General features: G+C 44.0%; 19 protein-coding genes. 9 read left to right on the top strand and 10 right to left on the bottom strand.

The features are described 5' to 3' along the window. Positions 1–56: 56 nt before the first annotated feature. Positions 57–776 (bottom strand): FadR/GntR family transcriptional regulator, encoded by a 720-nt coding sequence (locus tag VA249_RS09040; RefSeq protein ID WP_128810602.1) that lies wholly within the window; start codon positions 774–776, stop codon positions 57–59. A gap of 383 nt (positions 777–1,159) precedes the next feature. Between VA249_RS09040 and VA249_RS09035 the strand changes: the two genes are divergently transcribed. After that, complete coding sequence (locus tag VA249_RS09035; protein ID WP_221067748.1) at positions 1,160–1,876, top strand: FadR/GntR family transcriptional regulator; 717 nt, start codon at positions 1,160–1,162, stop codon at positions 1,874–1,876. 208 nt (positions 1,877–2,084) lie between these two features. After that, positions 2,085–3,374, top strand: a complete 1,290-nt coding sequence (locus VA249_RS09030) for an MATE family efflux transporter (RefSeq protein WP_242598068.1) — start codon at positions 2,085–2,087, stop codon at positions 3,372–3,374. A gap of 76 nt (positions 3,375–3,450) precedes the next feature. Here VA249_RS09030 and VA249_RS09025 read toward each other — a convergent pair whose 3' ends face one another. The 3 genes from VA249_RS09025 to VA249_RS09015 form a co-directional block, all read right to left on the bottom strand. Further along, positions 3,451–3,921 (bottom strand): NanQ anomerase/TabA/YiaL family protein, encoded by a 471-nt coding sequence (locus VA249_RS09025; protein WP_221067746.1) that lies wholly within the window; start codon positions 3,919–3,921, stop codon positions 3,451–3,453. Positions 3,922–4,268: 347 nt separating this feature from the next. Further along, on the bottom strand, positions 4,269–6,434 hold the full coding sequence (locus VA249_RS09020; RefSeq protein ID WP_221067745.1) for a heparinase II/III domain-containing protein: 2,166 nt from the start codon (positions 6,432–6,434) through the stop codon (positions 4,269–4,271). 2 nt (positions 6,435–6,436) lie between these two features. Beyond that, entirely contained in the window at positions 6,437–8,620 is a 2,184-nt protein-coding gene (locus VA249_RS09015; RefSeq protein ID WP_221067744.1) for a heparinase II/III domain-containing protein, read from the bottom strand. A gap of 391 nt (positions 8,621–9,011) precedes the next feature. On the opposite strand from VA249_RS09015, the gene VA249_RS09010 reads away from it, so the two are divergent. The 3 genes from VA249_RS09010 (at position 9,012) to VA249_RS09000 (ending at position 11,016) form a co-directional block, all read left to right on the top strand. Continuing rightward, complete coding sequence (locus VA249_RS09010) at positions 9,012–9,347, top strand: cupin domain-containing protein (RefSeq protein ID WP_221067743.1); 336 nt, start codon at positions 9,012–9,014, stop codon at positions 9,345–9,347. A 34-nt stretch (positions 9,348–9,381) separates the two neighbouring features. Then, on the top strand, positions 9,382–10,314 hold the full coding sequence (gene kdgK / locus VA249_RS09005; protein ID WP_221067742.1) for a 2-dehydro-3-deoxygluconokinase: 933 nt from the start codon (positions 9,382–9,384) through the stop codon (positions 10,312–10,314). A 78-nt stretch (positions 10,315–10,392) separates the two neighbouring features. Then, the gene (locus tag VA249_RS09000; RefSeq protein WP_005388506.1) at positions 10,393–11,016 is read left to right on the top strand and encodes a bifunctional 4-hydroxy-2-oxoglutarate aldolase/2-dehydro-3-deoxy-phosphogluconate aldolase; all 624 of its coding nucleotides are present in this window, start codon (positions 10,393–10,395) and stop codon (positions 11,014–11,016) included. A gap of 139 nt (positions 11,017–11,155) precedes the next feature. Here the strand turns inward: VA249_RS09000 and VA249_RS08995 are convergent, their stop codons facing one another. Next, positions 11,156–12,592, bottom strand: a complete 1,437-nt coding sequence (locus tag VA249_RS08995; RefSeq protein ID WP_221067583.1) for an IS1182 family transposase — start codon at positions 12,590–12,592, stop codon at positions 11,156–11,158. 363 nt (positions 12,593–12,955) lie between these two features. Between VA249_RS08995 and VA249_RS08990 the strand changes: the two genes are divergently transcribed. Next, on the top strand, positions 12,956–14,713 hold the full coding sequence (locus VA249_RS08990; RefSeq protein WP_128810610.1) for a sodium:solute symporter family transporter: 1,758 nt from the start codon (positions 12,956–12,958) through the stop codon (positions 14,711–14,713). 154 nt (positions 14,714–14,867) lie between these two features. On the opposite strand, the gene VA249_RS08985 is transcribed toward VA249_RS08990, so the two are convergent. From VA249_RS08985 to VA249_RS08970, 4 genes are all read right to left on the bottom strand, one after another. Then, entirely contained in the window at positions 14,868–15,800 is a 933-nt protein-coding gene (locus VA249_RS08985; RefSeq protein ID WP_221067741.1) for an alpha/beta hydrolase, read from the bottom strand. 191 nt (positions 15,801–15,991) lie between these two features. Then, entirely contained in the window at positions 15,992–16,870 is an 879-nt protein-coding gene (locus VA249_RS08980) for an NAD(P)-dependent oxidoreductase (RefSeq protein WP_128810611.1), read from the bottom strand. Between the two features lie 538 nt (positions 16,871–17,408). Then, positions 17,409–18,179: a tRNA isopentenyl-2-thiomethyl-A-37 hydroxylase MiaE gene (gene miaE, locus VA249_RS08975; RefSeq protein WP_221067740.1), complete on the bottom strand. Its 771-nt coding sequence runs from the start codon at positions 18,177–18,179 to the stop codon at positions 17,409–17,411. 133 nt (positions 18,180–18,312) lie between these two features. Continuing rightward, positions 18,313–19,077 carry a DNA repair protein gene (locus VA249_RS08970; protein ID WP_128810613.1) on the bottom strand — a complete coding sequence of 255 codons (765 nt, stop codon included), beginning with the start codon at positions 19,075–19,077 and terminating at the stop codon, positions 18,313–18,315. Between the two features lie 346 nt (positions 19,078–19,423). Here VA249_RS08970 and cysB point away from each other — a divergent pair, with 346 nt between their 5' ends. Together cysB and VA249_RS08960 are read left to right on the top strand one after the other, a co-directional pair. Further along, complete coding sequence (gene cysB / locus VA249_RS08965) at positions 19,424–20,398, top strand: HTH-type transcriptional regulator CysB (RefSeq protein WP_221067739.1); 975 nt, start codon at positions 19,424–19,426, stop codon at positions 20,396–20,398. A 56-nt stretch (positions 20,399–20,454) separates the two neighbouring features. Next, positions 20,455–21,651, top strand: a complete 1,197-nt coding sequence (locus VA249_RS08960) for a methyltransferase (RefSeq protein ID WP_221067738.1) — start codon at positions 20,455–20,457, stop codon at positions 21,649–21,651. Positions 21,652–21,743: 92 nt separating this feature from the next. On the opposite strand, the gene ald is transcribed toward VA249_RS08960, so the two are convergent. Next, positions 21,744–22,868 carry an alanine dehydrogenase gene (gene ald / locus VA249_RS08955; protein ID WP_221067737.1) on the bottom strand — a complete coding sequence of 375 codons (1,125 nt, stop codon included), beginning with the start codon at positions 22,866–22,868 and terminating at the stop codon, positions 21,744–21,746. A 156-nt stretch (positions 22,869–23,024) separates the two neighbouring features. Between ald and lrp the strand changes: the two genes are divergently transcribed. Beyond that, a complete protein-coding gene (gene lrp, locus VA249_RS08950) occupies positions 23,025–23,519 on the top strand; it encodes a leucine-responsive transcriptional regulator Lrp (protein ID WP_005437169.1) in 495 nt (164 codons plus the stop codon). Positions 23,520–23,536: the final 17 nt, after the last annotated feature.

Below are 23,536 nucleotides of genomic sequence, written 5' to 3'. Positions count from 1 at the left end.
AAGCACGTCATCAGGACGTGCTTTTGAAAAATAGAATACGTTAACTAACTAACTAACTAATTAACTACTGCGAGTCGATGTTTAGAGTCTAGCAGGTGATTAGCTGACGCTTGACGGGCCTTATCTGCATTGCCTGCCATAATGGCATCATAGATCTGACGGTGTTCTTTGATGCAAGTGCTGCCTTCTTCAGAAGAGTGCGCAATGAAGTTTATAAACATTGTCGTCAAGATATTGCCAAACGGGAGATAAAAGTCATTTCCTGTTGCGTTGAAGATTAGGCTATGGAAACGAATATCGACCGTCATCCATCTTTCTTGATCAAAGACATCCGCCTCCGAAATCTCAACCATTTGTTGGAAAGTTTCAGATAATTCAATGCGTTGGTCTGCTGTGGCATGAATTGCGGCCAGTGCACAGGCTTCAGGTTCGATTGCTCGCCTTAAACCTAAGAACTGACTACAGAATTGGTCGGTGTCTGCTAAGCCATCCATCCATTCAATGAGTTGAGGATCTAAGAAGTTCCAGTAAGCACGGTTGATAACACGAGTGCCTACTTTTGGTCGAGATTCAAGCAATCCTTTAGATGTCAGGAGTTTTACCGCCTCACGTAGCGCAGTGCGGCTAATGCCAAATTGCTCACAAAGGGCCATCTCGCCAGGTAGGATTGAACCTTGAGGAAGCTTACCAGACAAAATGCCACGTGCAATTTCACGGGCTACTTGCACATGAAGGCTTCGCTTAGAGCCTGAAATAGAATGAAATTCGCCAGACATAATCTTCACTTAATTGATAAATATGTATTATTTAATCCGTACTATAGCACCCCTCGCCGTACCTACCAAGCAGATGTTTCCGTAATATAAGAATGCTCACAAATGACGATTCAACAGTGCGTTTTAAGTTTGTTTGTATTCAATTTAGTGTAGTTCATTGTTTCATTACCCTCCTTTTTCTTTCTGATTATTCATACAAATTGTGGCGTTGAGTTTTTCTCTGTTGTGATCGATAACACGTATTCAATCAAATTTGGCGCGGTTTTGTCTGCTATGACTCAATTATCAAAGTGTATGGTTGCGACAAAAGAGTAATATTGTATTATTTATTTGCAAATTAATCAGTGTTAGGGCACTGCAAGAAAAATTATTAGGAGCGCTAAATGGCACAGTTTTCTCTTGTAGAAGATTCACATCGTAAGATTCATGTGCAAGTTGCCAGGCAAATCGCCCGTAAAATACTGTCAGGTGAGTTAAATCAGCACGAAAGGCTGCCAAGTGAAATGGATCTCTGCGATGCATTTGGTGTTAGTCGTACAGCCCTACGTGAGTCAACCAAATTGCTATCTGCAAAAGGGCTTATTGAGTCTAAACCGAAAGTGGGTACGACAGTTTGCCAGCGTAACAATTGGCACTTTTTAGACCCTCAGCTCTTAGATTGGATCCGAGATCTTGAGAATACTGAACCATTTTTGGCTCAGTTTTTAGGGTTACGTAAAGCCATAGAACCAGAAGCTTGTGCATTGGCTGCAAGTAATGCGACAGCAGAGCACAGAAAGGAATTGTCTGTCATTTTTCAGCGTATGACTTTGGCCGCTGAACGTTATGATTATGATGATTGGACGGTTAATGATCACTTATTTCACCAGACAATTTTCCTTTCAACGGGGAATCAATTCTATATTCCGTTTAGTAATATTCTCTCTACCATTTTTAAGCTGTTTATCGATCATTCAGCCGAAGGTGGTCGATTTTGCATTGAAGAGCATCGCGAGATATATGATGCCATTATGGCGGGAAATGGAGATCAAGCTCGCTTGGCATCGCACACTTTGCTTAATGACGAAAACCAAAAACTGTCTCAGGTTGTCAATGCTTGATAACCCTATATGTGTTTGATTTTACATTAAGCACATAAGAAGAGGGCAGAGCTAGCATTCTAGTGCTGATGACAACGGCTTGTTGTGATGGTGGTTATCGATGATAGCGGTCTTCTATTACAATTTTTAAAGGTCTAGCATGGCTTCCCAATCCTACGTAAGAAAAAATTTATCTCTCGCTTGGCCCTTGGCTTTGAATGCATTGTTAATGCAATCGATGCTAATGATCGACACTTTCCTTGTATCACCTCTCGGTGAAATTTCCCTTGCTGCAATGGGTATTGCGACCACTATCGTGTCTTTTGTGCTAGGGATTCAAATGGCATTGGCGAATGGTTCTCAATTGGTACTTAGCCGAGCGGTAGGTTCCGGACAACATCTTTCGTTGAACAAAGGTTTTTGGGCAGGCTTAATTATCAACGTTTTGGTCGCGGTCTTATTTTGGACGCTAATTACCGCCTTTGACAAAGTGTTGATCAGTAAGTTGACTGATAATGTTGCTCTGTATGCAGAGACGGAACGTTACCTAGCGGTTGCAAAGTTCATCATTATTTTCAATGCGATAACCCAAGTAATGATTGCGTTGTTTAATGCGTTAGGTAGAACTAAAGTGCCGTTTAAAGGTTACTTAATTGAGTTACCTGTAAACATGGCAATGTCTTATGCCTTAATTCATGGTTTGTTCGGCTTTGAAGGTATTGGTGTTCAAGGTGCAGCAGCAGGCAGTTTAATCGCTATAATGGTGCGACTTTTGTACTTGACCTTGTGTATTAAGTTAGATGATTCCATTGTCTTGTCGATCCAAAGTTTGGATGCGTCATTGAAGAGTAACACGCTCAACCACTTCAAAGAGATTTTCCCCGTTGCAGCAAACGTGACTATGCTGCAAACCGGTGCGACTATTTATATGCTGTTATACTCGCAGCTTACCTTGAATGCTTATGTCGCCATGACAATTGTGATGCCTTGGATTAAAGCAGGCACACAGTTCATTACTGCATGGGCGCATTCTTCAGCGATTACGATTAGCCAAGCGATTGGGTCTCGACAAATGGATGAACTACGCAAGAACGTCGATATCAGTATCGATATGGCTGTAATAATCTCATTTGTATCTGCCGCATTCTTTCTCGCTCTGAGTTTTGTTCTACCGGACTTATATCCAGATTTGGACCCAAGTACGTATGTCTCGCTTGCTTCCATTGCACCGTTATACATTTTGTTGCCAATTGTACGTGGTTATAACACGGTACATGGGCATGTTTTACGTGCATTAGGCAAGACGACAGAAGTATTCAAGATTAACTTCACAGGCCAGTGGATTATTTCCATACCTCTGTGTGCGTTGATCATTCTTCATTGGGACCTTTCTTTTTTCTGGGCGTTCGCTGTCATGCCGTTTGAGGAGATAGTCAAAGCATTGCCATTTAGGCACTTGGCGCGTAAGTCTCTGAATGAGTTTGATTTAAAGAAAGCTGAAAACTTGATGTATGACTAGATGATTAGGGTTTTATCGTCGTTCAATCCCCCTATGACTGAGTGCATCGGAAGGGGGATATTGATTTAGAATCGAATTATGAGTTTAACCAGTCATTGGCTACTTTAATGATGGCTTTACGCACAGCCATAGGTTTATTGAGCGCAACAAGAGGGCGATGAGGTTGCTGCGTTGCAAAAATCACGAAGTCTTCAGGTTGTAAGTCAACAAATCTCTCTTCGGTAATATCTTCGCTAAACGCTACGTCATTACTTTCGAATTTATCTTCGGCGATACTGTTGAACGGCTTGAAACTGTAGCCAAATCGCTCTTCACCGGAAAGAAGGATTTGCACATCTAGGTATTTGCGATGGCATTCTGATTTTCGTTCTTCAAGTGATTGAGTATGATCATCAACAACAAAAAAGAAGACATCTTCGCCTTCTAGATTGTATTTACCATTTTCGACGTTGTTTTTCAGTTGTTGTTTAACACTTGCGATAACTTCTAACAGTTTTTCAGATAGCTCATGACAGTTATCTAGGGTGGATAAATTTCCTTTAATCACAATGATCCTCATTCATCATTTTATTGGCCACAAGACGATATGTCGGCGACCTATTCTTATTTATGGTGTTCGGTTGTTATATGAGTGCTGGAGAATCCACTGTTAGGATAGGTTAAGCACATCACAAGGCCAATACTATTGTATTACAATAAAGGTTGATGAGTTACATCAATATGTATGATGCATACCTCAAATAATCAAACTTATTAACTAATTAGCCTGCTAAACAGACTGATAAGTAAGCGTCCGTATTTGCATTCGTGCTTTAGATCAAAAAAGCCGGACATGACGTCCGGCTTTGAATTAGTTCCCGATTTTTACATTAATTTTTAGTGACTAGCTAAAGATTAAATTTGTGCGAATGCGCCGTCCCAAGTGTAAGTCACACCGTCGAACTCAACGCGATGTGCCGCGTTTTGCTTGTTTTCGTCTAGGTTGCAGATAGCGAAGTGGTAAGTATTGCCTGTTGTCGTTTGCAGGCGAATCACGGTACCCACTTCGTTGTTGCCAACGACGGTTACTGACTCTACTAGACCACGAGCGCCAACCGATGCTTCGATAGACTCATTAAAGTAACCGTGTGTCTCTAATACAGAAGCAAACACGTGGTTCTGACCAGATTGACGTAAGATCAGTGCTGGTTCGCTCTTCAAGTTGAAGTCTGGATCATTTGCGCCAGTGCGTGCGAAGAACACTTCACCGCCGTTTGCTGCACTAGTGATTAACGAGTAGTAGCTGCTGTCGTGCAACCAACTTACAAGCGAGCTGCCTTGCACTTTACCCGAACCCACATTCCATAGATGCTGGTAGCCGTTGTCTTCGCCCATTGGACGCAGCATGCTTTCTACATCGTATTCAAAATCCGTACGGATGATTTGACCAGAGTAGTGTACTGGCAAGTCATATTGGTGCTCTTGGTCTGCTTCGATGCGATAAACATCAATCACAAGCGGTTTTTCGAACTCTGGCAATTCAGCAAGAATGATGCTGCGCTGCATGTCTACGCCGTTGTAGTAACCAGAAATACGACCACTCATGCCTTGCAGTTTTTCGTCATCAGCTTTGAAGAAGTGCTTAGAACCGAACTTGGTTTCTGCTAGCGCTGTGTCGAAGTTGTTTTGTGTCTTTTGGTCAACCGTTACTGTGTTGTGCGCGACCGTTTGCTTACAGTAAGACTTGTTCTCTGGGATGTAACGACCGCCAAATTTAGGCTCAACGTTTACCCAGCGACCAAAACCGTAATCGTGCAGCACTTCATGACCGCGGTTAAACACGCTCAGGTGCAGACCATCGTAGTGACCGTGGTCTAGCGCTGAGTGGTACTGGTGATCGCTACCGTGCTGACCAAACCAGATAAGCGCCATCGTGTCGTCGTCTTGCTCGTCACGGTGACGAAGAATGCTTACGCCGCCTTTTTCGCCCTCTGGACCGTCAGTTACGAATAGGCTACCCCAGTTGAATGGTTTGATGTTGTCTGTTGCTGCAACCGCGTCAGACAATGTTTTGCCTGAGATATGAACCCAAACGTCTTGCTGGTGGTCTGCCATGCCAAGTAGCGTTTCAGACTGCTCGTAACGGTGGAAACATACCGATGTTGCCATGATTACGCCTTCATCGTTGATCGAAATCGTCTTCGATGAATCGTTCAGTGCAGGCAAAGTACCATCTGGGAATGCCGTCTTAAATACGGCGTAAGACGTGGTCTTGATGACCGAGTCGTTGAACTCGTAAATACCAAGCTCAGGCTGACGACGTTCAATCGCTTCTGCAAATAGGTAGATTGGACGTAGCGAGAACCGGTGGTAGTAAGGACCTTCCATGTAGTAGCCGTCTGGCGAGAACAGTTGGTCTAACTGAGCTAGGAAGCCGCCGCTGACTTTGTCCAGTTTCAAGCCGTAAAGTGCTTTGTCTACCGCATCTTGATCGTTAATTGCGTAACCACAGATACCGACGGCTGCTACTGCCCAAAGACCATGGTTGTGTACGATGTCGAAGTCGTGACCGTAAGTGACTACGAACAGCTCAATCATTTGTTTGAACAGGTCGTTTTCAATCAGCGTTTTTTGCTCTTCTTCCAACGTGTGGTAAACGCAGCTGTACGCACAAGAGGCGTATAGCATCCACATGTTCTCGTTCAGAGTTTGGTGGAAGATCTTACCCGGAGGGTTAGAGTCACGGCTGGTGTTGCTTTCTAGCGTCGGGTAAACTTTCGCGTAAGCCGTTAGCATGTCCACGATGTAATCGCGGTACTTCTGTTCGCCAGTGATAAGGAATAGGCGACCCGCTAGATCAATGTGGATGTAGTTTTGCTTGTGACGGTTGTGCTCGTAACCGCCGCCTTCGCCGTGACCTGGAACTTCAATACCTACCTCGGCCATGTAAGCGTCAGTTTGTTTGATGTCACGTGCTAATGCATTTCCTAATAGGCTATCCGTGCCAAGTGCTTTGCTTAGTTCTGCCGCTTCTTCAAAGTTCATTAATAGCGGTTGGTAAGACTGGGTTTGGTAGCTCATTATTATTTCTCCTGCCCGAATGCGTTCACTTCTAGAGAATAGAAGCCATTCCAGCTGTAGGTTTTACCGTTCATTTCTACTTGGTGTGGGGTTTGGTCGTCAGCGCCTAGCACATTGCTGATCATCACAGTAACTAGTGATTTTTCAGTGGTGATTTCTACAATGCTGCCAACGGCGTTGTAACCCACGACGCGGATATCTTTCACCTGACCACGTGCATTCACCGATTGCTCAAACTCTTCGTTGAAGTAGCCGTGTGTTTCTAGCACAGAAGCAAATAGCGTCGATTCGCCTTTGCTGCGCAGAATGAATGCTGGTTCGCTACGTAGGTTAAAGCTTGGGTCATTGGCGCCAGTGCGAGTGAAGATTACTTCATTATCGCCGTTCTGTTTCGCGCTGCTGCTTGTGCCTAACCAAGTGTAGTAGGTGTTGTTTTGTAGCCAGCTAACCAGTGCCATATCTTGCACTTTGCCGCTCGCTACTTTCCAAAGGTGTTGGTAACCGAAGTCATCGCCGAGCGTGTTCAGTTCACCAAAGCTTTGGTAATCGAAGTTAGTGCGTACGATTTGACCATCGTATTGATGAGAGTAGTCGTACTGGTGCTCGCCTTCACTTTCAATGCGGTAAAGGTCTAGCAATAGCGGTGCTTCAAGCTCATCTAGGTTAAGCATGAACACACTGCGCTGCATGTCTGTATTCGGGTAATGGTCGTTCGCAAACGCACTCATACCGTTGATTTCAGTGCCTTCTACTTTGAAGAAGTGAGGCAAACCGTGCACTGAATCAGCGCGGTCTACATCGAAACCATTCTGACATTGCTCATCAATCGTTACCGCGTTGTGCGCGATAGTTTGACGTGCGTACGATTTGTTTTCGTCTAGGTAACGACCGCCGAATTTAGGCTCAACGTTTACCCAGCGACAGAAGCCGTATTCACGCAGTACTTCTTGACCACGGTTGAAGAAGGTAATGCCAAGCGTATCGAAGTTACCATGTCCCATGCCGTGTTGACCGTAGTTCATCACAAGCTGTGACACATCACCGGTTTTATCCTGCATACGGATAAAGCCTTGTGCTCCGTTGTTACCAGTTGGACCTTCGTTGAGCTCCACACTCGGCCAGAAAGGCATGCCGATTTCACGGTCTGCGATTGCTTTATCGTAAGCTTGAGAAAGCTCAAGACCGCATGGGTGCATCCAAACGGCGTTTTGAATTTTCGCCATACCTAGGATGTTGTCATCAAGACTTCTGTCGCCTTGGAAACCATAGTGCTTGCTGTATACGCTTACTGCAACTTGAACGCCCATGTCGGTAATGCTCATGGTACGAGATGCGTCGTTTAGGGCAGGGAACTCACCATTCGGATAAGCGGTTGCCAGCATCGCTTGTACTGTGTTGCCAATCACTTTGTCTTTGTAGTTGTAGATGTCTACTTCAGGCATGTGACGGTGTACGACTTCTGCAAATACACAAGTTGGACGAATCGCATAACGATGGTAGTACGGGCCTTCCATGTAGTAACCAGAAGGGGCGAACAACTGTGAGATTTGCGCTAAGAAGCCGCCGGTATCATCACGGTCTTGACCGTACACCGACATCTCTAGATATTCAGGTTTGCCAATGGCTAGACCACAGATCCCAACAGCCGCAACTGCCCAGATACCGTGGTTGTGAATACGGTCGAAATCGTGCGCGTATTTCACTGTGAACATGTCTAGCATTGGTTCGAAAATACGCTCAACAACGGCTGTGCGCTCTTCTTCTGTCATCACTGATGCCACGCAAGAGTATGCAAGGCTAGTAAACATTAACCAACAGTGTTCATTAAGGATCTGGTGGAAAAGACGACCTGTTGGGTTAGTGTTTTTCTGAATGTGGAAATCAAAAGTTAGGTATTTCTCTGCGTAAATAGCAAGAAGATCTTTAACGAACTGCGCGTACTTGTCTTCTTGAGTGATCAAGAACAAGCGACCCGCTAAGTTCATGTAGGTATAGTTTTGTTTGTGGCGGTTGTGCTCGTAGCCACCCGCTTCGCCGTGACCTGGTACGTCTAGAGGCAGACGCATAAAGGTTTCAAGTTCCTTGCGATTCGCTTCAATGGATTTGCCCATTAAGCTCGGCTTTCCTACTTCCTTTCTTAGTAGTTCGACTTCTGCTTCAGTCAACAAAATCGGTTGTGTAGTCATTTTCTTTACCACCCTCAGATGAAGTGTGTTGTTTTCTTAAACTTTCAATAAAGTAATACAATATTAAGTTTGTTTGTAGGTTTTGTGGTGAAAAGAGAGAGTAAAATCACGTTGATTAATATAAACCATTGATTTGCAATGGTGTAAAAATCCTTTTTATGACTGATGCTTGTGCGTTATCAATCGATAAGTGAAATGATTTAGATCGTTCCATTTGACGAATGTCACATATTTTTAGATATATTGTATTACAAATGAGGCTGATCGGATATGCTCGTTACCAATTCAGCAGCGAATCCTTTCTCTTTGATTTTGGCTTTGAATAAAAAGTACATAGGAGAAGAGAGTTTAGCAGGGTGAGCTTTAATAGAGACTTTTTAGGAGTATGACGATGAATTCTTTTTTTGTTTTAGACGAGCACCCATGGGAAGAGTTAGGTAGCGGTATCAAGCGTAAAATAGTTGCTTACACTGACGATCTAATGGCAGTTCATCTATGCTTCGACAAAGGCGCAATTGGCGCTCCGCATACTCACGACATTCACGATCAAATCGGTTACGTAGTACGTGGCAGCTTTGAAGCGGAAATTGAGGGTGAAAAGAAAGTACTAAAAGAAGGCGACGCATACTTTGCTCGTAAGCACATGATGCACGGTGCGGTAGCACTAGAGCAAGACAGTATTCTTCTAGACATCTTCAACCCAGCTCGTGAAGACTTCTTAAAATAATCTATAGCGCAACCTCAGTTGCTAAGGTGACAACATGAAATCATTAAACATCGCGGTCATTGGCGAATGTATGGTTGAGCTACAGAAAAAGGAAGGTCAGCTAAAACAGTCATTCGGTGGTGATACGTTGAATACCGCACTGTATTTATCTCGTTTGACCAAAGCTCACGATATTAAGATTAGCTATGTGACCGCACTCGGTAACGATCCTTTTAGCCAAGAAATGCTTTCAGCATGGCAAGAAGAGGGCATCGATACTAGCCTAGTTCTTTCAGTTAAAGATAAACAACCAGGTATTTACTACATCGAAACGGATGAAACTGGTGAACGTTACTTCCACTATTGGCGTAATGAAGCGGCCGCGAAGTTCTTATTTGAACAGAATGAATCTCCGGTACTGGTCGACACCCTTTATTCTTACGATGCGGTTTATTTGAGTGGCATTACATTAGCGATTCTTACTGAAGAGGGTAAGGCGCAACTGTTTGGCTTCCTTGAACGTTTCAAGGCGCAAGGTGGTAAGGTTATTTTCGATAACAACTACCGTCCGAAACTATGGGAAAGCCGTGAAAATGCCATGTCTTGGTATCTCAAAATCCTTAAGCACACAGATATTGCTTTGCTCACATTTGAAGACGAGCAAATGCTTTACGGTGATGAGCATTTAGAACAGTGCATCGAGAGAACCTCTGCACTGGGCGTGGATGAAATCATCATCAAACGTGGTAGCAAAGATTGCTTGGTTGTGGCGAATGGCGAAGCGCAATACGTGGCGCCAAATAAAGTCGACAACGTGATTGATACAACAGCGGCAGGTGACTCTTTCAGTGCAGGCTTCTTGGCGAAGCGTTTGACTGGCGGTAATGCAGCTGAATCGGCTTACTCTGGTCACTGTATGGCTGGCGCGGTTATTCAACACAAAGGTGCCATCATTCCACGTGATGTGATGCCAGATCTTCCTTTGTAATTCTTTTGCGGATCGTTGAGTAGTCGGCGCTCCGTAGTGATTTATCGAACTCAAGTTAACGACGACGAGTACACTCTTATGACGACATTAAACGAACAACTAGCAAACCTAAAAGTAATTCCTGTTATTGCCATCAACAAAGCAGAAGATGCGATCCCTCTTGGCCGCACTTTGGTTGAAAACGGTATGCCTTGCGCTGAAATCACGTTCCGCACAGAGTGTGCTGCAGAAGCGATTCGTGCTATGCGCGCTGAGTTCCCAGAAATGCTGATCGGTGCAGGAACGATTCTAACTAACGAGCAAGTTGACCAAGCGATCGAAGCTGGCGTGGACTTTATCGTAAGCCCTGGTTTTAACCCTCGCACGGTTCAATACTGCCTAGACAAAGGCGTGGCTATCGTACCGGGCGTAAACAACCCAAGCCTTGTTGAGCAAGCAATGGAAATGGGTCTGCGTACACTTAAGTTTTTCCCTGCTGAGCCATCTGGCGGTGTTGGTATGCTCAAGGCACTAACGGCCGTTTACCCAGTGAAATTCATGCCAACAGGTGGCGTTAGCCTAGGTAACGTAGACGAGTACCTGTCTATCCCATCAGTACTGGCATGTGGCGGTACTTGGATGGTGCCAACAAAACTTATCGATGAAGGTAAGTGGGATGAACTGGGTACGTTGGTTCGCGATGCAGTCGCTCACGTAGCATAATTACTGTTGTAAGCTTAAGAACATACCAAAAGCATATCAAGCGAGCCCAGAGGCTCGCTTCAGATTGATGACGAACCCCGCTTTTTAAGCGGGGTTCTTTTTTGGAAGCGACCGTAGGTCGCGATCGCGATATTTTTTGTTATATCGTGCGCAGAAGTTTCCATTCATTACATAGGCATACAGAAGCAAGTATTTGCCTTATTTCTGCCATGTTTAAGCCCATTTTTCGTAGATAACTCATCACCAACGCTATCTTCTTGATGTTTTGAGCTGCTGCTGCCAACCAACATTGCATTTGCACATTGGCTAGACCTCGAAAGCGAGCATAACGATGACCATGATGTTGCTTGGCGTCTGCGAAGCTCCGTTCTACGGTTTCACTTCGACGTCGATAAGTCTTTTTTCCGTAGGAAGAGAGCCGCATTTGATTTGCTCTCTCTACTGCATCGCTATAGATATGCCGAGCAATCACTTTCTTCATGTTTTTGCTTTGAGTGCAGTCATTCCTCATTGGACAGAACGCACACTCTTTGGGGTCTGAATGGTATTCTCGGTAGGCATCACGTGATGTGGTTTTATAAAGCAACTCCTGACCATTCGGGCATTGGTAGCTGTCTCTTTGTGCGTCGTAAGTAAAGTGTTTCTTTTTGAATGTATTTTTCGTTCTCGATGGGCGTCGATAACCGAACACGCCAAGAATACCTCGACGTTCAAGTGACTCCGCCACTGGGGCGGTAAAGTAGCCTGCATCCAGTCCAACAGCTATCGGGTTCAATTGGAATGTGGCAAGCGTGTAATCTAAGCGTTGAACGTAAGGTTGTGAGTCATTGATGTTACCTGCAGTGGTATAGGTATCGAGGATAATTCCGTGTTGACCATCAACGGTTCTATGGTCGAGATAGAAGAAGCCTTGTGGCTTATTATCACGAGTCATGAAGCCACTCTCTGGGTCAGTAGTACTGGTTTTAGTATTCTTTGTTTTTGACTCTGATCCGCGAGCCTTAAGCGGCTTCTTGCCCGCTATTTCTCGGTCTAACGTGACGTCTTCATCCAGCATATCAAGATAGGCACTCGCGCGAACCGCCGTGACTTTATTGGTGTGTTTATTCTTGTTGGCGTTCGCTTTGAGATGAGTACTGTCCGTAAAGAGCTCTTGACCCGCGACCAAACCTTTCGATATGGCTTGCTCTACGATATTAATAAAAATACGTTCGAATACATCCGTGCCATTAAAGCGACGAATGCGGTTTTGGCTGAGAGTAGATGCGTGAATGACTTTCTCTGTTAATGACATCCGTAAGAACCAACGGTAAGCGACATTCACTTCAATTTCTTTAACGAGCTGACGCTCACTTTTTATGCCAAAGATGTAGCCAAGTAAGATGATTTTGAAGAGACGAACAGGGTCAACAGGTGGACGCCCATTATCTTTACAATAAAGATGAGCGACTTCATCACGAATGAATTCAAAGTCGATAGCATTATCGATTTTACGCACTAAATGGTCTTTAGGAACCAACTGTTCCATCGTTACCATTTCCAGTTCGTATTGTTGCGGAGTCGGTTCTTGAAGCATGTCGGAGTATCCATATTTCGATACCCCTATTAGATCAAAGGTCTAGCTTGAAAGCTAGACCTTTGTCAGCAGTCTGAAGCGAGCCCAGAGGCTCGCTTTTTTTATCTGTACTAGAATCAATGCAATTCATCATAAATAACCTGAATAAAACTTAATTATATTTGTAATACAATATTTGTTTTGCCATGGCGGTGATATTGATTATTTAAACGTTAAGCCTTTATTTTACTTCGCAAGCCTCAATATTCATTAGCACGATAACTTTTGTTTGAGATCACAATAAAAGATTATTGTAGTACAAATGAAGATTAAAGTTGAGTAATCTAGGAGTCAGTTAATGATGATACTTAAAAGGCTGAAAAAATGACTATTGATACTCTTGTTGTTCTTGCCTACTTCTTCTTTTTAATCGCAATAGGTTGGATGTTCCGAAAGTTTACAACATCGACTAGTGATTACTTCCGAGGGGGCGGTAAGATGTTGTGGTGGATGGTAGGTGCTACCGCCTTCATGACGCAATTTTCAGCATGGACGTTTACAGGTGCCGCAGGACGCGCATTCAACGACGGTTTCGTTGTTGTCATCCTATTCTTAGCCAACGCATTTGGCTACTTTATGAACTATATCTACTTTGCTCCCAAGTTCCGCCAACTACGTGTTGTAACGGCGATTGAAGCGATTCGCCAACGTTTTGGTAAAACTTCAGAGCAGTTCTTCACTTGGGCTGGTATGCCTGACAGCTTGATCTCTGCGGGTATTTGGTTAAACGGTTTGGCTATCTTTGTTGCAGCGGTATTCAACATCCCAATGGAAGCAACCATCGTAGTAACGGGCTTAGTTCTGATGCTTATGGCGGTTACAGGCGGTTCTTGGGCGGTTGTCGCGTCTGATTTTATGCAGATGCTGGTTATTATGGCAGTAACCATTACCTGTGCGGTCGCGGCTTACTTCCATGGTGGTGGTATTGGCAACATCGTATCGAACTTCCACGGCGACTTCATGCTGGGTAACAATCTGAACTATGTCAGTATCTTTATCCTTTGGGTAGTGTTCATCTTTGTTAAACAGTTCGGTGTAATGAACAACAGCATCAACGCTTACCGCTACCTATGTGCAAAAGACAGTGAAAACGCGCGTAAAGCAGCAGGCCTTGCTTGTGTGCTAATGATTGTCGGTCCTATTATTTGGTTCCTTCCACCTTGGTACGTAGCGGCATTTATGCCTGACTTCGCAGAGCAGTACGGCTCAGTAGGTGGAGACGCAGCTTACCTAGCATTCGTACAAAACGTAATGCCAGCAGGTATGGTAGGTCTTCTGATGTCAGCAATGTTTGCGGCGACCATGTCTTCAATGGACTCAGGTTTGAACCGTAACGCAGGTATCTTTGTGATGAACTTCTACAGCCCGATTGTACGTCCACAAGCGTCACAAAAAGAGCTGGTTATCGTGAGTAAAGCAACGACTATCGTGATGGGCTTCATCATCATTGGTATCGGTCTATTCATTAACTCGCTGCGTCACTTGAGCTTGTTCGATATTGTACTGAACGTGGGCGCATTAATTGGTTTCCCAATGTTGATTCCTGTACTACTTGGTATGTGGATTCGTAAGACGCCGGATTGGGCGGGTTGGGCAACACTGGTTGTTGGTGGCTTTGTTTCTTACATCTTCGGTATTTCGCTACAAGCAGAAGACGTCGAGCGCCTATTCGGTCTAGAGCAAGCGTTTACAGCACGTGAGTGGGCTGACCTGAAAGTTGGCTTGAGCTTAGCCGCACACGTTGTCTTCACCGGTGGCTTCTTCCTACTGACAACACGTTTCTACAAAGGCCTATCACCTGAGCGTGAGAAAGAAGTGGCTCAATTATTTGAGAACTGGAACACGCCGCTTGTGGCCGACAGTGAAGAGCAACAGAACCTAGATACAAAACAGCGCGGCATGCTTGGTAAGCTTATCAGCGTAGCGGGCTTTGGTATCCTAGCAATGGCTCTGATTCCAAACGAGCCTACAGGTCGACTACTGTTCATTTTGTGTGGTGCGATGGTTCTCTCGGTGGGCGTCTTGCTTGTGAATGCAGCGCGAGGGCCTAAGAACCCAAAGTTAGCTAACGCGAAGAGCTAGCTTTTACTCAACGGATTCTAGTTAATAAAAAATCCCACAGTGATGATGCTGTGGGATTTTTTTATTTGTTTGTTTACTTCTCTTCACAGAGATAGCTATTTGTCTCTTTCATCAATTTGGCTAGTTGGAATGAGGGATGGGGAGCACTGCGGTTTCAAACTGCTATCAATGGAGAAGATTTTATTTGGTTTGAAACCGCAGTGATGCAGCGTTTTGCTGAACCACTCACTCCAGAAAGTTGGAAGAAGCCATGAATGACCCCCAGGTATCGTTCACAGTAAACGTCGACACCATGAGAGAGCATTAACTTGTAGAGCTGTTCGCCCTCGTCACGCAGTGGATCAAACTCAGCGGTGATGATCGTTGTTTTAGGTAAGCCGCTAAAGTCACTGCTTAAAAGGTTAAGCTCCGGTTCGGTCGTGATTCTGGATTCTCTGTTTGTGTATAAATCGAAACCAGAAAGAAGCATGTTGGCGGTAATAATATAGTCGCTCCCATTTTCACGGTAGCTTTGTGAGCAGCCCTTAGGATCTAACATTGGGTAGATAAGAATTTGTTGGCTCGGATACCAATCCTGTAAAGTCTTGAGTCTAAGCGTTGTCGCTAATGCTAATTGGCCTCCAGCGCTATCGCCGATAAATACTATTTGTTCGGTATTCCCACCATATTTATGGCCATGTTCTTTGATGCCGAGCACCGCCTGGTAAACATCATCATGTGCCGCAGGATAGGTATGTTCTGGCGCAAGTCGGTATGTAATACAGATAACGATGGTATTAGAAAGCAAGGCGATTTGTCTGAGCTGAGTCTCATGCGTTTCAATACCACCACTAATAAAACAGCCACCATGAAAGTAGATGGTGATGGGTAAATTTACTTCGCTCGTTGGCTTATAAACTTTAACTTGAATGCCATTCATCACATCTAAATATTCACTGTGCAATGTTGGGCTCTCACCTGCTAAAACAGTACTGCCAATATAACCCGTGCGACGTTCTTCAATGGTTTGGTTTGATGGGCAAGGTTTTCCATTCGCTTGAAATTGTTCAACAAGCTCGCGGATGCCAGATTCTAGGTAATGCTTCATGATAAAATTCTACAACAAATAAACTGGCGAATAATAGACGAACTTAAAAATCTGTATATATATACAGTTCAAATGTGTGATGTCATCGTTAGAGCAAAGAAAATAAAGATTTGAAGATCGAGAGGCGGGTACAAAAGAGCCTTGCTATGGGAGAACATAACAAGGCTTTAAAGTAGGTTTAGAAAGGGTAATTAAGCTTCTAGCTCTGCAAAGTAGTCAAAGATAACTGGAACGTCATTTTGACCAAGGCCTTGGTCTACTGCTGCTTGTAGACTCTTAGAAGTGCCTTCAGCGATGAGAGATTCAGTACCAAGGTCTTTAACCATTTCTAGGAAGTAACCTAGATCTTTATTTGCGTTTGCGATTGAGAAACCTAGCTTCTCTTCACCGTCTACAGCGTAGAACTTACAGAACTGCATGAAAGGAGAATTCGAAGGGCCTGCAGACATGATGTCGAACAGCTGTTGACCGTCTACGCCAGCGCGTTTAGCAACCGCGAATGCCTGAGACATTGTTGCTACGGTTGTCATCCCCATGAAGTTATTCACGAGCTTGGTTACATGACCAGAACCCAGCGCACCCAAGTAGAATACGTTCTCGCCTTGATCATCTAATACCGGCTTAACCTTGTTAAATGTTTCGATGTCACCTGCAGCCATGATGTTTAGTAGGCCGTCTTTAGCGTGAGCCGGAGTGCGGCCAAGAGGAGCATCAATCATGCCTGCACCTTTCGCAGCAAGATCAGCACCGATCTTACGAGTAGAAGCAGGGATAGATGTACCGAAGTCGATCAAAGTCGCGCCTTCTTTGATGCCTGCTAGGATACCATCTTCACCGTAAACGATCTTTTCTACAACGTCAGATGTTGTTAGGCATAGCATCACGATGTCACTTGCTTGAGCAAGCTCTTTTGGTGTGTTTACTGTTTTAGCGCCACGAGCAACGCAAGCAGCAACAGCGTCTTTATTCAAATCCATTACGTTTAATTCGTAACCACGGTTTTGTAAGTTCTCAACCATGTTTCCACCCATCAGACCTAGGCCGATGAAACCAATGACAGGTTTTGTCATATCAGACTCCAAATATCGTATTGTATGATTATATGCTTTTATCTTAATGTCTCATCCAGAATTTGCAAATACAAAATGGTGATAAGTGGTAATAGCACTAAATTTATCATACAAATGAGACTTTGATCGCCTTTAAGCGGGACTTACTTGGCAAACTGGTATGTTTTAGAGCGACCGTAGTGAAAGAATAGTCAGATAGAAATGGTTGGTCAGTACGTTGTAATGCTGAAAAATTGCAATTAATTTGTATTACAAAATGGCGGTGTTATCTTGATGTAATCCTGTGAGAGATGTTCTTAGAGGCTTAAAGTTGAGATTTAATCATCCTGTACTAATGTTAGGTCATTGGCATTGAGAGCGATCGAGATACATGGTTGTATCCATTTGAACCATGCACTTAATCTTCAGTTATGTAAAGGGTAGGTAATCTCACACACGTTGAAAATGTAGCACGTATTACTAAAGCCGAGCTTGAAATGCTCGGCGTTGTATTTCTGAAGAGTGGGTCTTGATTACATAGCGATCAAGTAGGCTGTGACTAGGCTGGAATACCACTATGAAACTTAAAGTCAGAATCCGGTGTTGAGATCAGCTCTGCTTCTATTTGTCCAAAGTAAGCGACTCTTTCACTGATGTCTTTACCAGCAATTTGTTCTGCAAGTACTAAGTAATCTTGGTAATGCCGAGCCTCTGAACGAAGTAGAGAGACATAGAATTTAGCAATGTCTTCATCCATATGCGGGGCTAGTTTTGCAAAACGCTCACACGAACGTGCTTCAATGTAAGCACCGATAATGAGTTTATCAATGAGAGTGTCTGGCTCATGTGTTTTCATGTGGGAAATGAGCGTCTTTGCGTAGCGGCTAGCTGGAATGTTTTTGTATTCGACTCCTCGGCTATCCATGATTTCTAGTACTTGATAGAAGTGATGAAGTTCTTCTTTGATGAGTAGAACCATCTTATCGATCAGTTCTTGGCTATAGGGTGAATCAGACTTAGCTATGATCGATTTTGATATATTGCTTTTACCTTTTAACGTCGCTAACGAACCTGTCTTGCGGTAAGCGAAATCTTCATAAGGTTTGAACCAATCGAGCAGGGCATGTGAGCTTGCTTTGTCGACTGCGTATTTACGAATGAGGAACATAGCAGATTGACCCGCTTTTAGTTCGCAAAGCAGATGATCGAGTAAAATGGTAGGCAGGTTTTCTGGTTTTTTGGCTTGTTCAACCCATTCATCTGGGGTGCTGCACTGTAAGAATTGGTTAATTGGAGCCAAAAGGTCCTGATAGGCGTCGAGATTAATCATTTAATTATTAGTACTTTACATTCGAATTTGGATTGTCCTACTTGTGTCCTATCCACGAAGACACAAAACTAAGATATAAAAAAGGCTGCAAATGCAGCCTTTAATCGGATAGGACAGAAAGCTTGTGTGGAGTTTACCACTTTTTCTTTTCACCGAAGAGTGCTTCCATATCACTGTCTCGCTCTTTGTCGGCAATTTGTTGCATTTCAGCATCACTTTTGTCTTGGCGTCGTTTATCTAGGTCACCAAGCATTTCTTCAAGTTTTTGTTTTGCTCTGATTGAGTAAGGGTCATTTTTCGTGCTTAACGCATCAATGCCTTTGCGCAGCAACTGTAGTGCGGTGCCGGGTTGGCCTCTTGCAATCGAATCGTTAGCGCGCTTAATGACATTTTCAATGTTGATACGAATTTGAATGGTTTCAAGACGTCCATTTTCGATGACGTAAGTTTGCGTATCAATACGACCTTTATTGTGCTCATTGCGAATGGTATCACGCAGACGCTTAACCAGTTTAAGCATCATGATGGCTTGCTTATCGCTGCTCGGCAGTTTGAACTTGGTGCTTTCGCCATCTTGACCGTTTTCATTGAGCTGTTCAATTTGCTGTTTTAAGTTCGTGATACGCTGGGACAATTGCTTATTCTTTGGATCAAGGTCAAGCATGCTCTCCAGAGCATCGAGAATGCGATTGTTTAGACACAGCAGTAACTCCTTGCTAAAAGGAATATGGTGTGCATGGCCAATCAACTCTTCTGTACCATCAATGAGGGCCACATAGCGCGCCGACTCCTGTCGTTTCGCGGTTTCGATCTTCAACTTGTACTGCAACATAATGTTATAGCCAAGGATCAGGACCAGTAGTATGGCTACCAAAGCAATTATTAAACCAATATTCATGTCTTTGCGTCTGCTTGTTACTTTACGGCGAGCGGTCAAGAATACATGAAACTTTACTTACTCGGCAGTAAATTTATTTGATTATTTTGCTCTAAACACGTTTTGTTACATCAATGGTTAAATTGCCATAGAAACATGATGTGTTCATCTGAATTAACAAGTGCAGCGGAATGCATAAGTTAGGAAGCTCTGGTATGTGTTTAAGCTATAAGTTAGAAAATACTGTTCATATCGTTGCTAAAGCGTTATAACTTATCATTATATCGTAATTGGCTACGTGTGCTTTGTGCACCTCACTCCTTACGATAGCAGTCGTCTTTGTTTTGATTATGAGTAAGGGATTACGATGAAACTGCAACAACTGAAGTACATTGTTGAAGTTGTGAACCATAACTTAAATGTATCTGCTACGGCAGAGAGTTTATATACCTCACAGCCGGGTATTAGTAAGCAAGTTCGTTTACTTGAAGATGAACTCGGTATCCAAGTCTTTGAGCGAAGTGGAAAACACCTCACTCAAGTAACGCCTGCGGGTGAAGAGATCGTTCGAATTTCTCAAGAGATATTGGCACGAGTAGAAAGTATCAAAGCAGTGGCAGGTGAACACACTCATCCAGAGATGGGTACTCTTAATATTTCAACCACTCACACTCAAGCGCGTTATGCGCTGCCGGATGTGATTAAAGGTTTTACTGCGCGCTATCCAAAAGTCTCGCTTCACATGCATCAAGGCACACCGTCACAGATGTCGGAAGCTATCGCTAAGGGAACGGCGAATTTTGCGATTGCGACAGAAGCCCTTCATCTGTACCAAGATGCAATCATGTTGCCTTGTTACCACTGGAATCGCTCGATCGTTGTGCCTAAAGATCACCCACTTGCTAAGAAAAATACCATTACGATTCATGACTTGGCTGCTTATCCATTAGTTACTTATGTGTTTGGCTTTACGGGGCGCTCGGAATTGGATACTGCATTCAACCGTGAAGGTTTGACTCCTCGTGTTGTATTCACAGCAACAGACGCTGACGTTATTAAGACTTATGTTCGTATGGGTATTGGTGTTGGTGTGATTGCAAGCATGGCGGTTGATGAAGATCAAGACAGCGATCTGGTTGCTATAGATGCAAGCCATCTTTTTGGTGCGAGTACCACGAGTATTGGTTTCCGTCGTGGCACATTCTTACGCTCTTATATGTATGACTTTATGGAGCGTTTTGCACCTCACTTAACGCGCCCAGTCGTTGAGCAAGCGACCTCTCTAAAATCTAATGCAGAGATAGAAGAGATGTTTAAGGATATTGAGCTTCCAGTCAGATAACACTTCATTCAATTTGCAATTCCTCCTACAATCCAACACAAGTTGTAGGGGGAGTTATGAAAACGCGATTTCAATTCATTAATGATTGCTTAATTGAGCATCAATCATTGTGGCGATTTGAGCCATTCAAAAGCAGCATTGAATCATCATTACCATGGCAAGCAAAATACCCGCAACTTTGTCACTGGCTAGAATCATTGATCCCCTCTCAAATAGAAACGCTTAAAGCAAATCCCGAGCAGGTATTGGAAAAAGTAAGCACTTTGATGCCTGAAATCAAATTGCTTACAGAGATGACACTTCTTGAGCGTCTTCCTTTAAACGGTCTGCATTTAGAACGCGGGTTAGACAGTGGTATTCCAGGTCGTAAACTCGAACAAATTAGTGCGATGGGAGAGGCGGCCATTCAGCAGCATCAAGGTGAAGAGTGGCTTGAGTGGTGTTCTGGGAAAGGATATTTAGGGCGAATTCTGACCACTCAAACGGGTGAACCTGTCACGAGTTTCGAATTTCAACAGGCGTTGTGTGAATCAGGCCAACAGGCGGCAGACGAACATGATTGGAAGATGACGTTTATTCAAGGTGACGCATTTGATTTGCAAGCCAAGGCGGTGTTTAAACCCAATCATCACGCGGTCGCGCTGCATGCGTGTGGTGATCTGCATGTTCGCTTAATGCAGTATGGCAGTGAATGCGGCGTGGCAGCGATGACCATTTCGCCGTGTTGTTATCATTTGATTCAAGGTAATCACTACCAAGCTTTGTCGCAGCAGGGTAGAGCGTCATCTTTGTCGCTTTCCAAGTCAGAGCTTCGCATTCCATTGCAGCAAACCGTCACAGGGGGAGAACGCGTCCGTCGTCATCGTCAGCAAGAGATGATCTTTAGATTGGGATTTGACTTAATCTCACGTCGAGTTTTGGGGTTTAAGGAATACCAAGCGGTTCCAAGTATTCGTAAGTCCCAATTAAGTGATGGGTTTGAGTCATTGTGTCATTGGGCGGCAGAGCAGAAAGGCTGGACGTTAACCGCAAATGTAGATTTTGACCAATTTGAGAGAGAAGCCGAGCAGCGATTTTGGCACATGGAGCGCATGAGCTTGGTCCAACTTGTGTTTCAACGTCCACTGGAAATTTGGCTTGCATTGGATAAAGCACTTTATCTTGAAGAACGTGGTTATCGTGTTAGATTAACAGAGTTTTGCGCTAAAAGTGTTACCCCTCGCAATATTTTAATTACCTCATATAAGAAATAGTTATTATTTATATTTAATAGGTATAAATGAAAAACCCACTTAAAAGTGGGTTTTTGTAAATAAAACGTGACAATTTGTATGCTATTTTGTCATTAGTTGAACATTGCGATGGCTTGTGCAGGCTCTACATACTCAAGATCAAAGCTCTCTGCAACTTCTTTGCAAGTCACTTTTCCATGGATAACGTTGAGACCTTCAAGGAAGCCTTGATCTTCTAGTAGTGCTTCACGGTAGCCTTTGTTTGCAAGCCTAACAATGTAAGGAAGTGTCGCGTTGTTGAGCGCAAATGTCGAAGTACGAGCAACCGCACCCGGCATGTTGGCAACACAGTAGTGTACGACTTCGTCAACGATGTAAGTTGGATCGGCGTGGGTTGTTGCATGAGAGGTCTCAAAACAACCACCTTGGTCGATTGCAACGTCAACAACGGCGGCGCCTGGTTTCATTTTAGCGATGTGTTCTTTGGTTACTAGCTTAGGTGCCGCAGCGCCTGGGATAAGAACCGCGCCAATAACGAGGTCTGCTTCTAGAACATGCTTCTCGATAGCGTCTTCAGTAGAATAAACCACTTTAGCGCGACCTTGGAATTCTTCATCTAGTCTGCGCAGTGTATCGACGTTGCGGTCTAGGATAGTCACGTCTGCACGCAGACCGACCGCCATACGAGCCGCGTTCGCACCAACGACGCCCCCGCCAACGACGACGACTTTTGCAGGTTCAACACCAGGTACGCCACCGAGTAATAAACCTCGGCCACCATGGGATTTTTCTAGCGTTTGCGCACCGGCTTGGATAGACATCCGACCTGCCACTTCTGACATTGGTGCTAACAGTGGCAAACGACCCATATTATCTGTTACAGTCTCATAGGCTATACAGACAGCTTTGCTCTTGATTAGCTCATCAGTTTGTGGAAAATCTGGTGCTAGGTGTAAATAAGTAAATAAAATCTGCCCTTCGCGGAGCATTGCTCTCTCGACTGATTGAGGTTCTTTTACTTTTACAATCATGTCTGCTTTGGCAAAAACGTCAGCAGCAGTAGGAAGAATGGATGCGCCTACAGCGATGTAATCATCGTCTGAAAAACCGATGCCGGCACCCGCATTGGTTTCAACATAAACTTGGTGACCATGTGAGATAAGCTCTCTCACGCTAGCTGGGATCATGCCCACTCGGTATTCGTGGTTTTTGATTTCCTTTGGTACGCCAATGATCATCCTGTATCCTCTTTCTAAAATGGTTGTATTAACTGTTTGTAGGGTGTTATTGTCGAATTAACAACTAGTATAGTTGTTGAATTGTAAAATTTGGCACTAAATATTAAAAAGTTGTAGTATATTTTTTTGCAAGGAAGTAATAAGGTGGAATAAAAAATGGCAGACAACTATAAAAAGCCGTCCAAGGAACTAGACCGTATCGACCGCAACATTCTTAATGAACTGCAGAAAGACGGTCGTATTTCAAACGTTGAACTTTCAAAACGTGTAGGACTTTCTCCAACGCCGTGTTTGGAGCGTGTGCGTAGGCTTGAGCGTCAAGGCTATATTACAGGGTATACTGCGTTACTAAATCCGCAGTTTCTTGATGCATCATTGTTGGTGTTTGTAGAGATAACACTTAACCGTGGTGCGCCAGATGTATTTGAACAGTTCAATGCAGCGGTTCAAAAGCTTGACGATATTCAAGAGTGTCACCTTGTTTCCGGTGACTTTGACTATCTTCTAAAAACCCGCGTATCTGATATGGGGGCTTACCGTCGACTATTGGGTGATACACTGTTACGTCTACCGGGCGTAAACGACACTCGAACCTACGTCGTTATGGAAGAAGTTAAGCAAACTAACCAACTTGTGATTAAAACGCGTTAATTTATTGCAAAGAAAGC

The organism is Vibrio alfacsensis (assembly GCF_019670485.1).
GTDB classification, from domain to species: Bacteria; Pseudomonadota; Gammaproteobacteria; order Enterobacterales; family Vibrionaceae; genus Vibrio; species Vibrio alfacsensis.
Note: the sequence above shows the minus strand (reverse complement) of the source record. Positions and strands in the feature narration are given on the sequence as shown.

Coding starts and splice junctions, on each gene's coding strand:
- VA249_RS08995 (WP_221067583.1), bottom strand. CDS start 12,592: ATGCTTCAAGAACCGACTCCGCAACAATACGAACTGGAAATGGTAACG.
- lrp (WP_005437169.1), top strand. CDS start 23,025: ATGGCAGACAACTATAAAAAGCCGTCCAAGGAACTAGACCGTATCGAC.
- kdgK (WP_221067742.1), top strand. CDS start 9,382: ATGAAATCATTAAACATCGCGGTCATTGGCGAATGTATGGTTGAGCTA.
- VA249_RS09035 (WP_221067748.1), top strand. CDS start 1,160: ATGGCACAGTTTTCTCTTGTAGAAGATTCACATCGTAAGATTCATGTG.
- VA249_RS09010 (WP_221067743.1), top strand. CDS start 9,012: ATGAATTCTTTTTTTGTTTTAGACGAGCACCCATGGGAAGAGTTAGGT.
- VA249_RS09030 (WP_242598068.1), top strand. CDS start 2,085: ATGCAATCGATGCTAATGATCGACACTTTCCTTGTATCACCTCTCGGT.
- VA249_RS09015 (WP_221067744.1), bottom strand. CDS start 8,620: ATGACTACACAACCGATTTTGTTGACTGAAGCAGAAGTCGAACTACTA.
- VA249_RS08970 (WP_128810613.1), bottom strand. CDS start 19,077: ATGAATATTGGTTTAATAATTGCTTTGGTAGCCATACTACTGGTCCTG.
- VA249_RS08990 (WP_128810610.1), top strand. CDS start 12,956: ATGACTATTGATACTCTTGTTGTTCTTGCCTACTTCTTCTTTTTAATC.
- VA249_RS09020 (WP_221067745.1), bottom strand. CDS start 6,434: ATGAGCTACCAAACCCAGTCTTACCAACCGCTATTAATGAACTTTGAA.
- VA249_RS09000 (WP_005388506.1), top strand. CDS start 10,393: ATGACGACATTAAACGAACAACTAGCAAACCTAAAAGTAATTCCTGTT.
- VA249_RS08980 (WP_128810611.1), bottom strand. CDS start 16,870: ATGACAAAACCTGTCATTGGTTTCATCGGCCTAGGTCTGATGGGTGGA.
- ald (WP_221067737.1), bottom strand. CDS start 22,868: ATGATCATTGGCGTACCAAAGGAAATCAAAAACCACGAATACCGAGTG.
- VA249_RS08960 (WP_221067738.1), top strand. CDS start 20,455: ATGAAAACGCGATTTCAATTCATTAATGATTGCTTAATTGAGCATCAA.
- miaE (WP_221067740.1), bottom strand. CDS start 18,179: ATGATTAATCTCGACGCCTATCAGGACCTTTTGGCTCCAATTAACCAA.
- cysB (WP_221067739.1), top strand. CDS start 19,424: ATGAAACTGCAACAACTGAAGTACATTGTTGAAGTTGTGAACCATAAC.
- VA249_RS08985 (WP_221067741.1), bottom strand. CDS start 15,800: ATGAAGCATTACCTAGAATCTGGCATCCGCGAGCTTGTTGAACAATTT.
- VA249_RS09040 (WP_128810602.1), bottom strand. CDS start 776: ATGTCTGGCGAATTTCATTCTATTTCAGGCTCTAAGCGAAGCCTTCAT.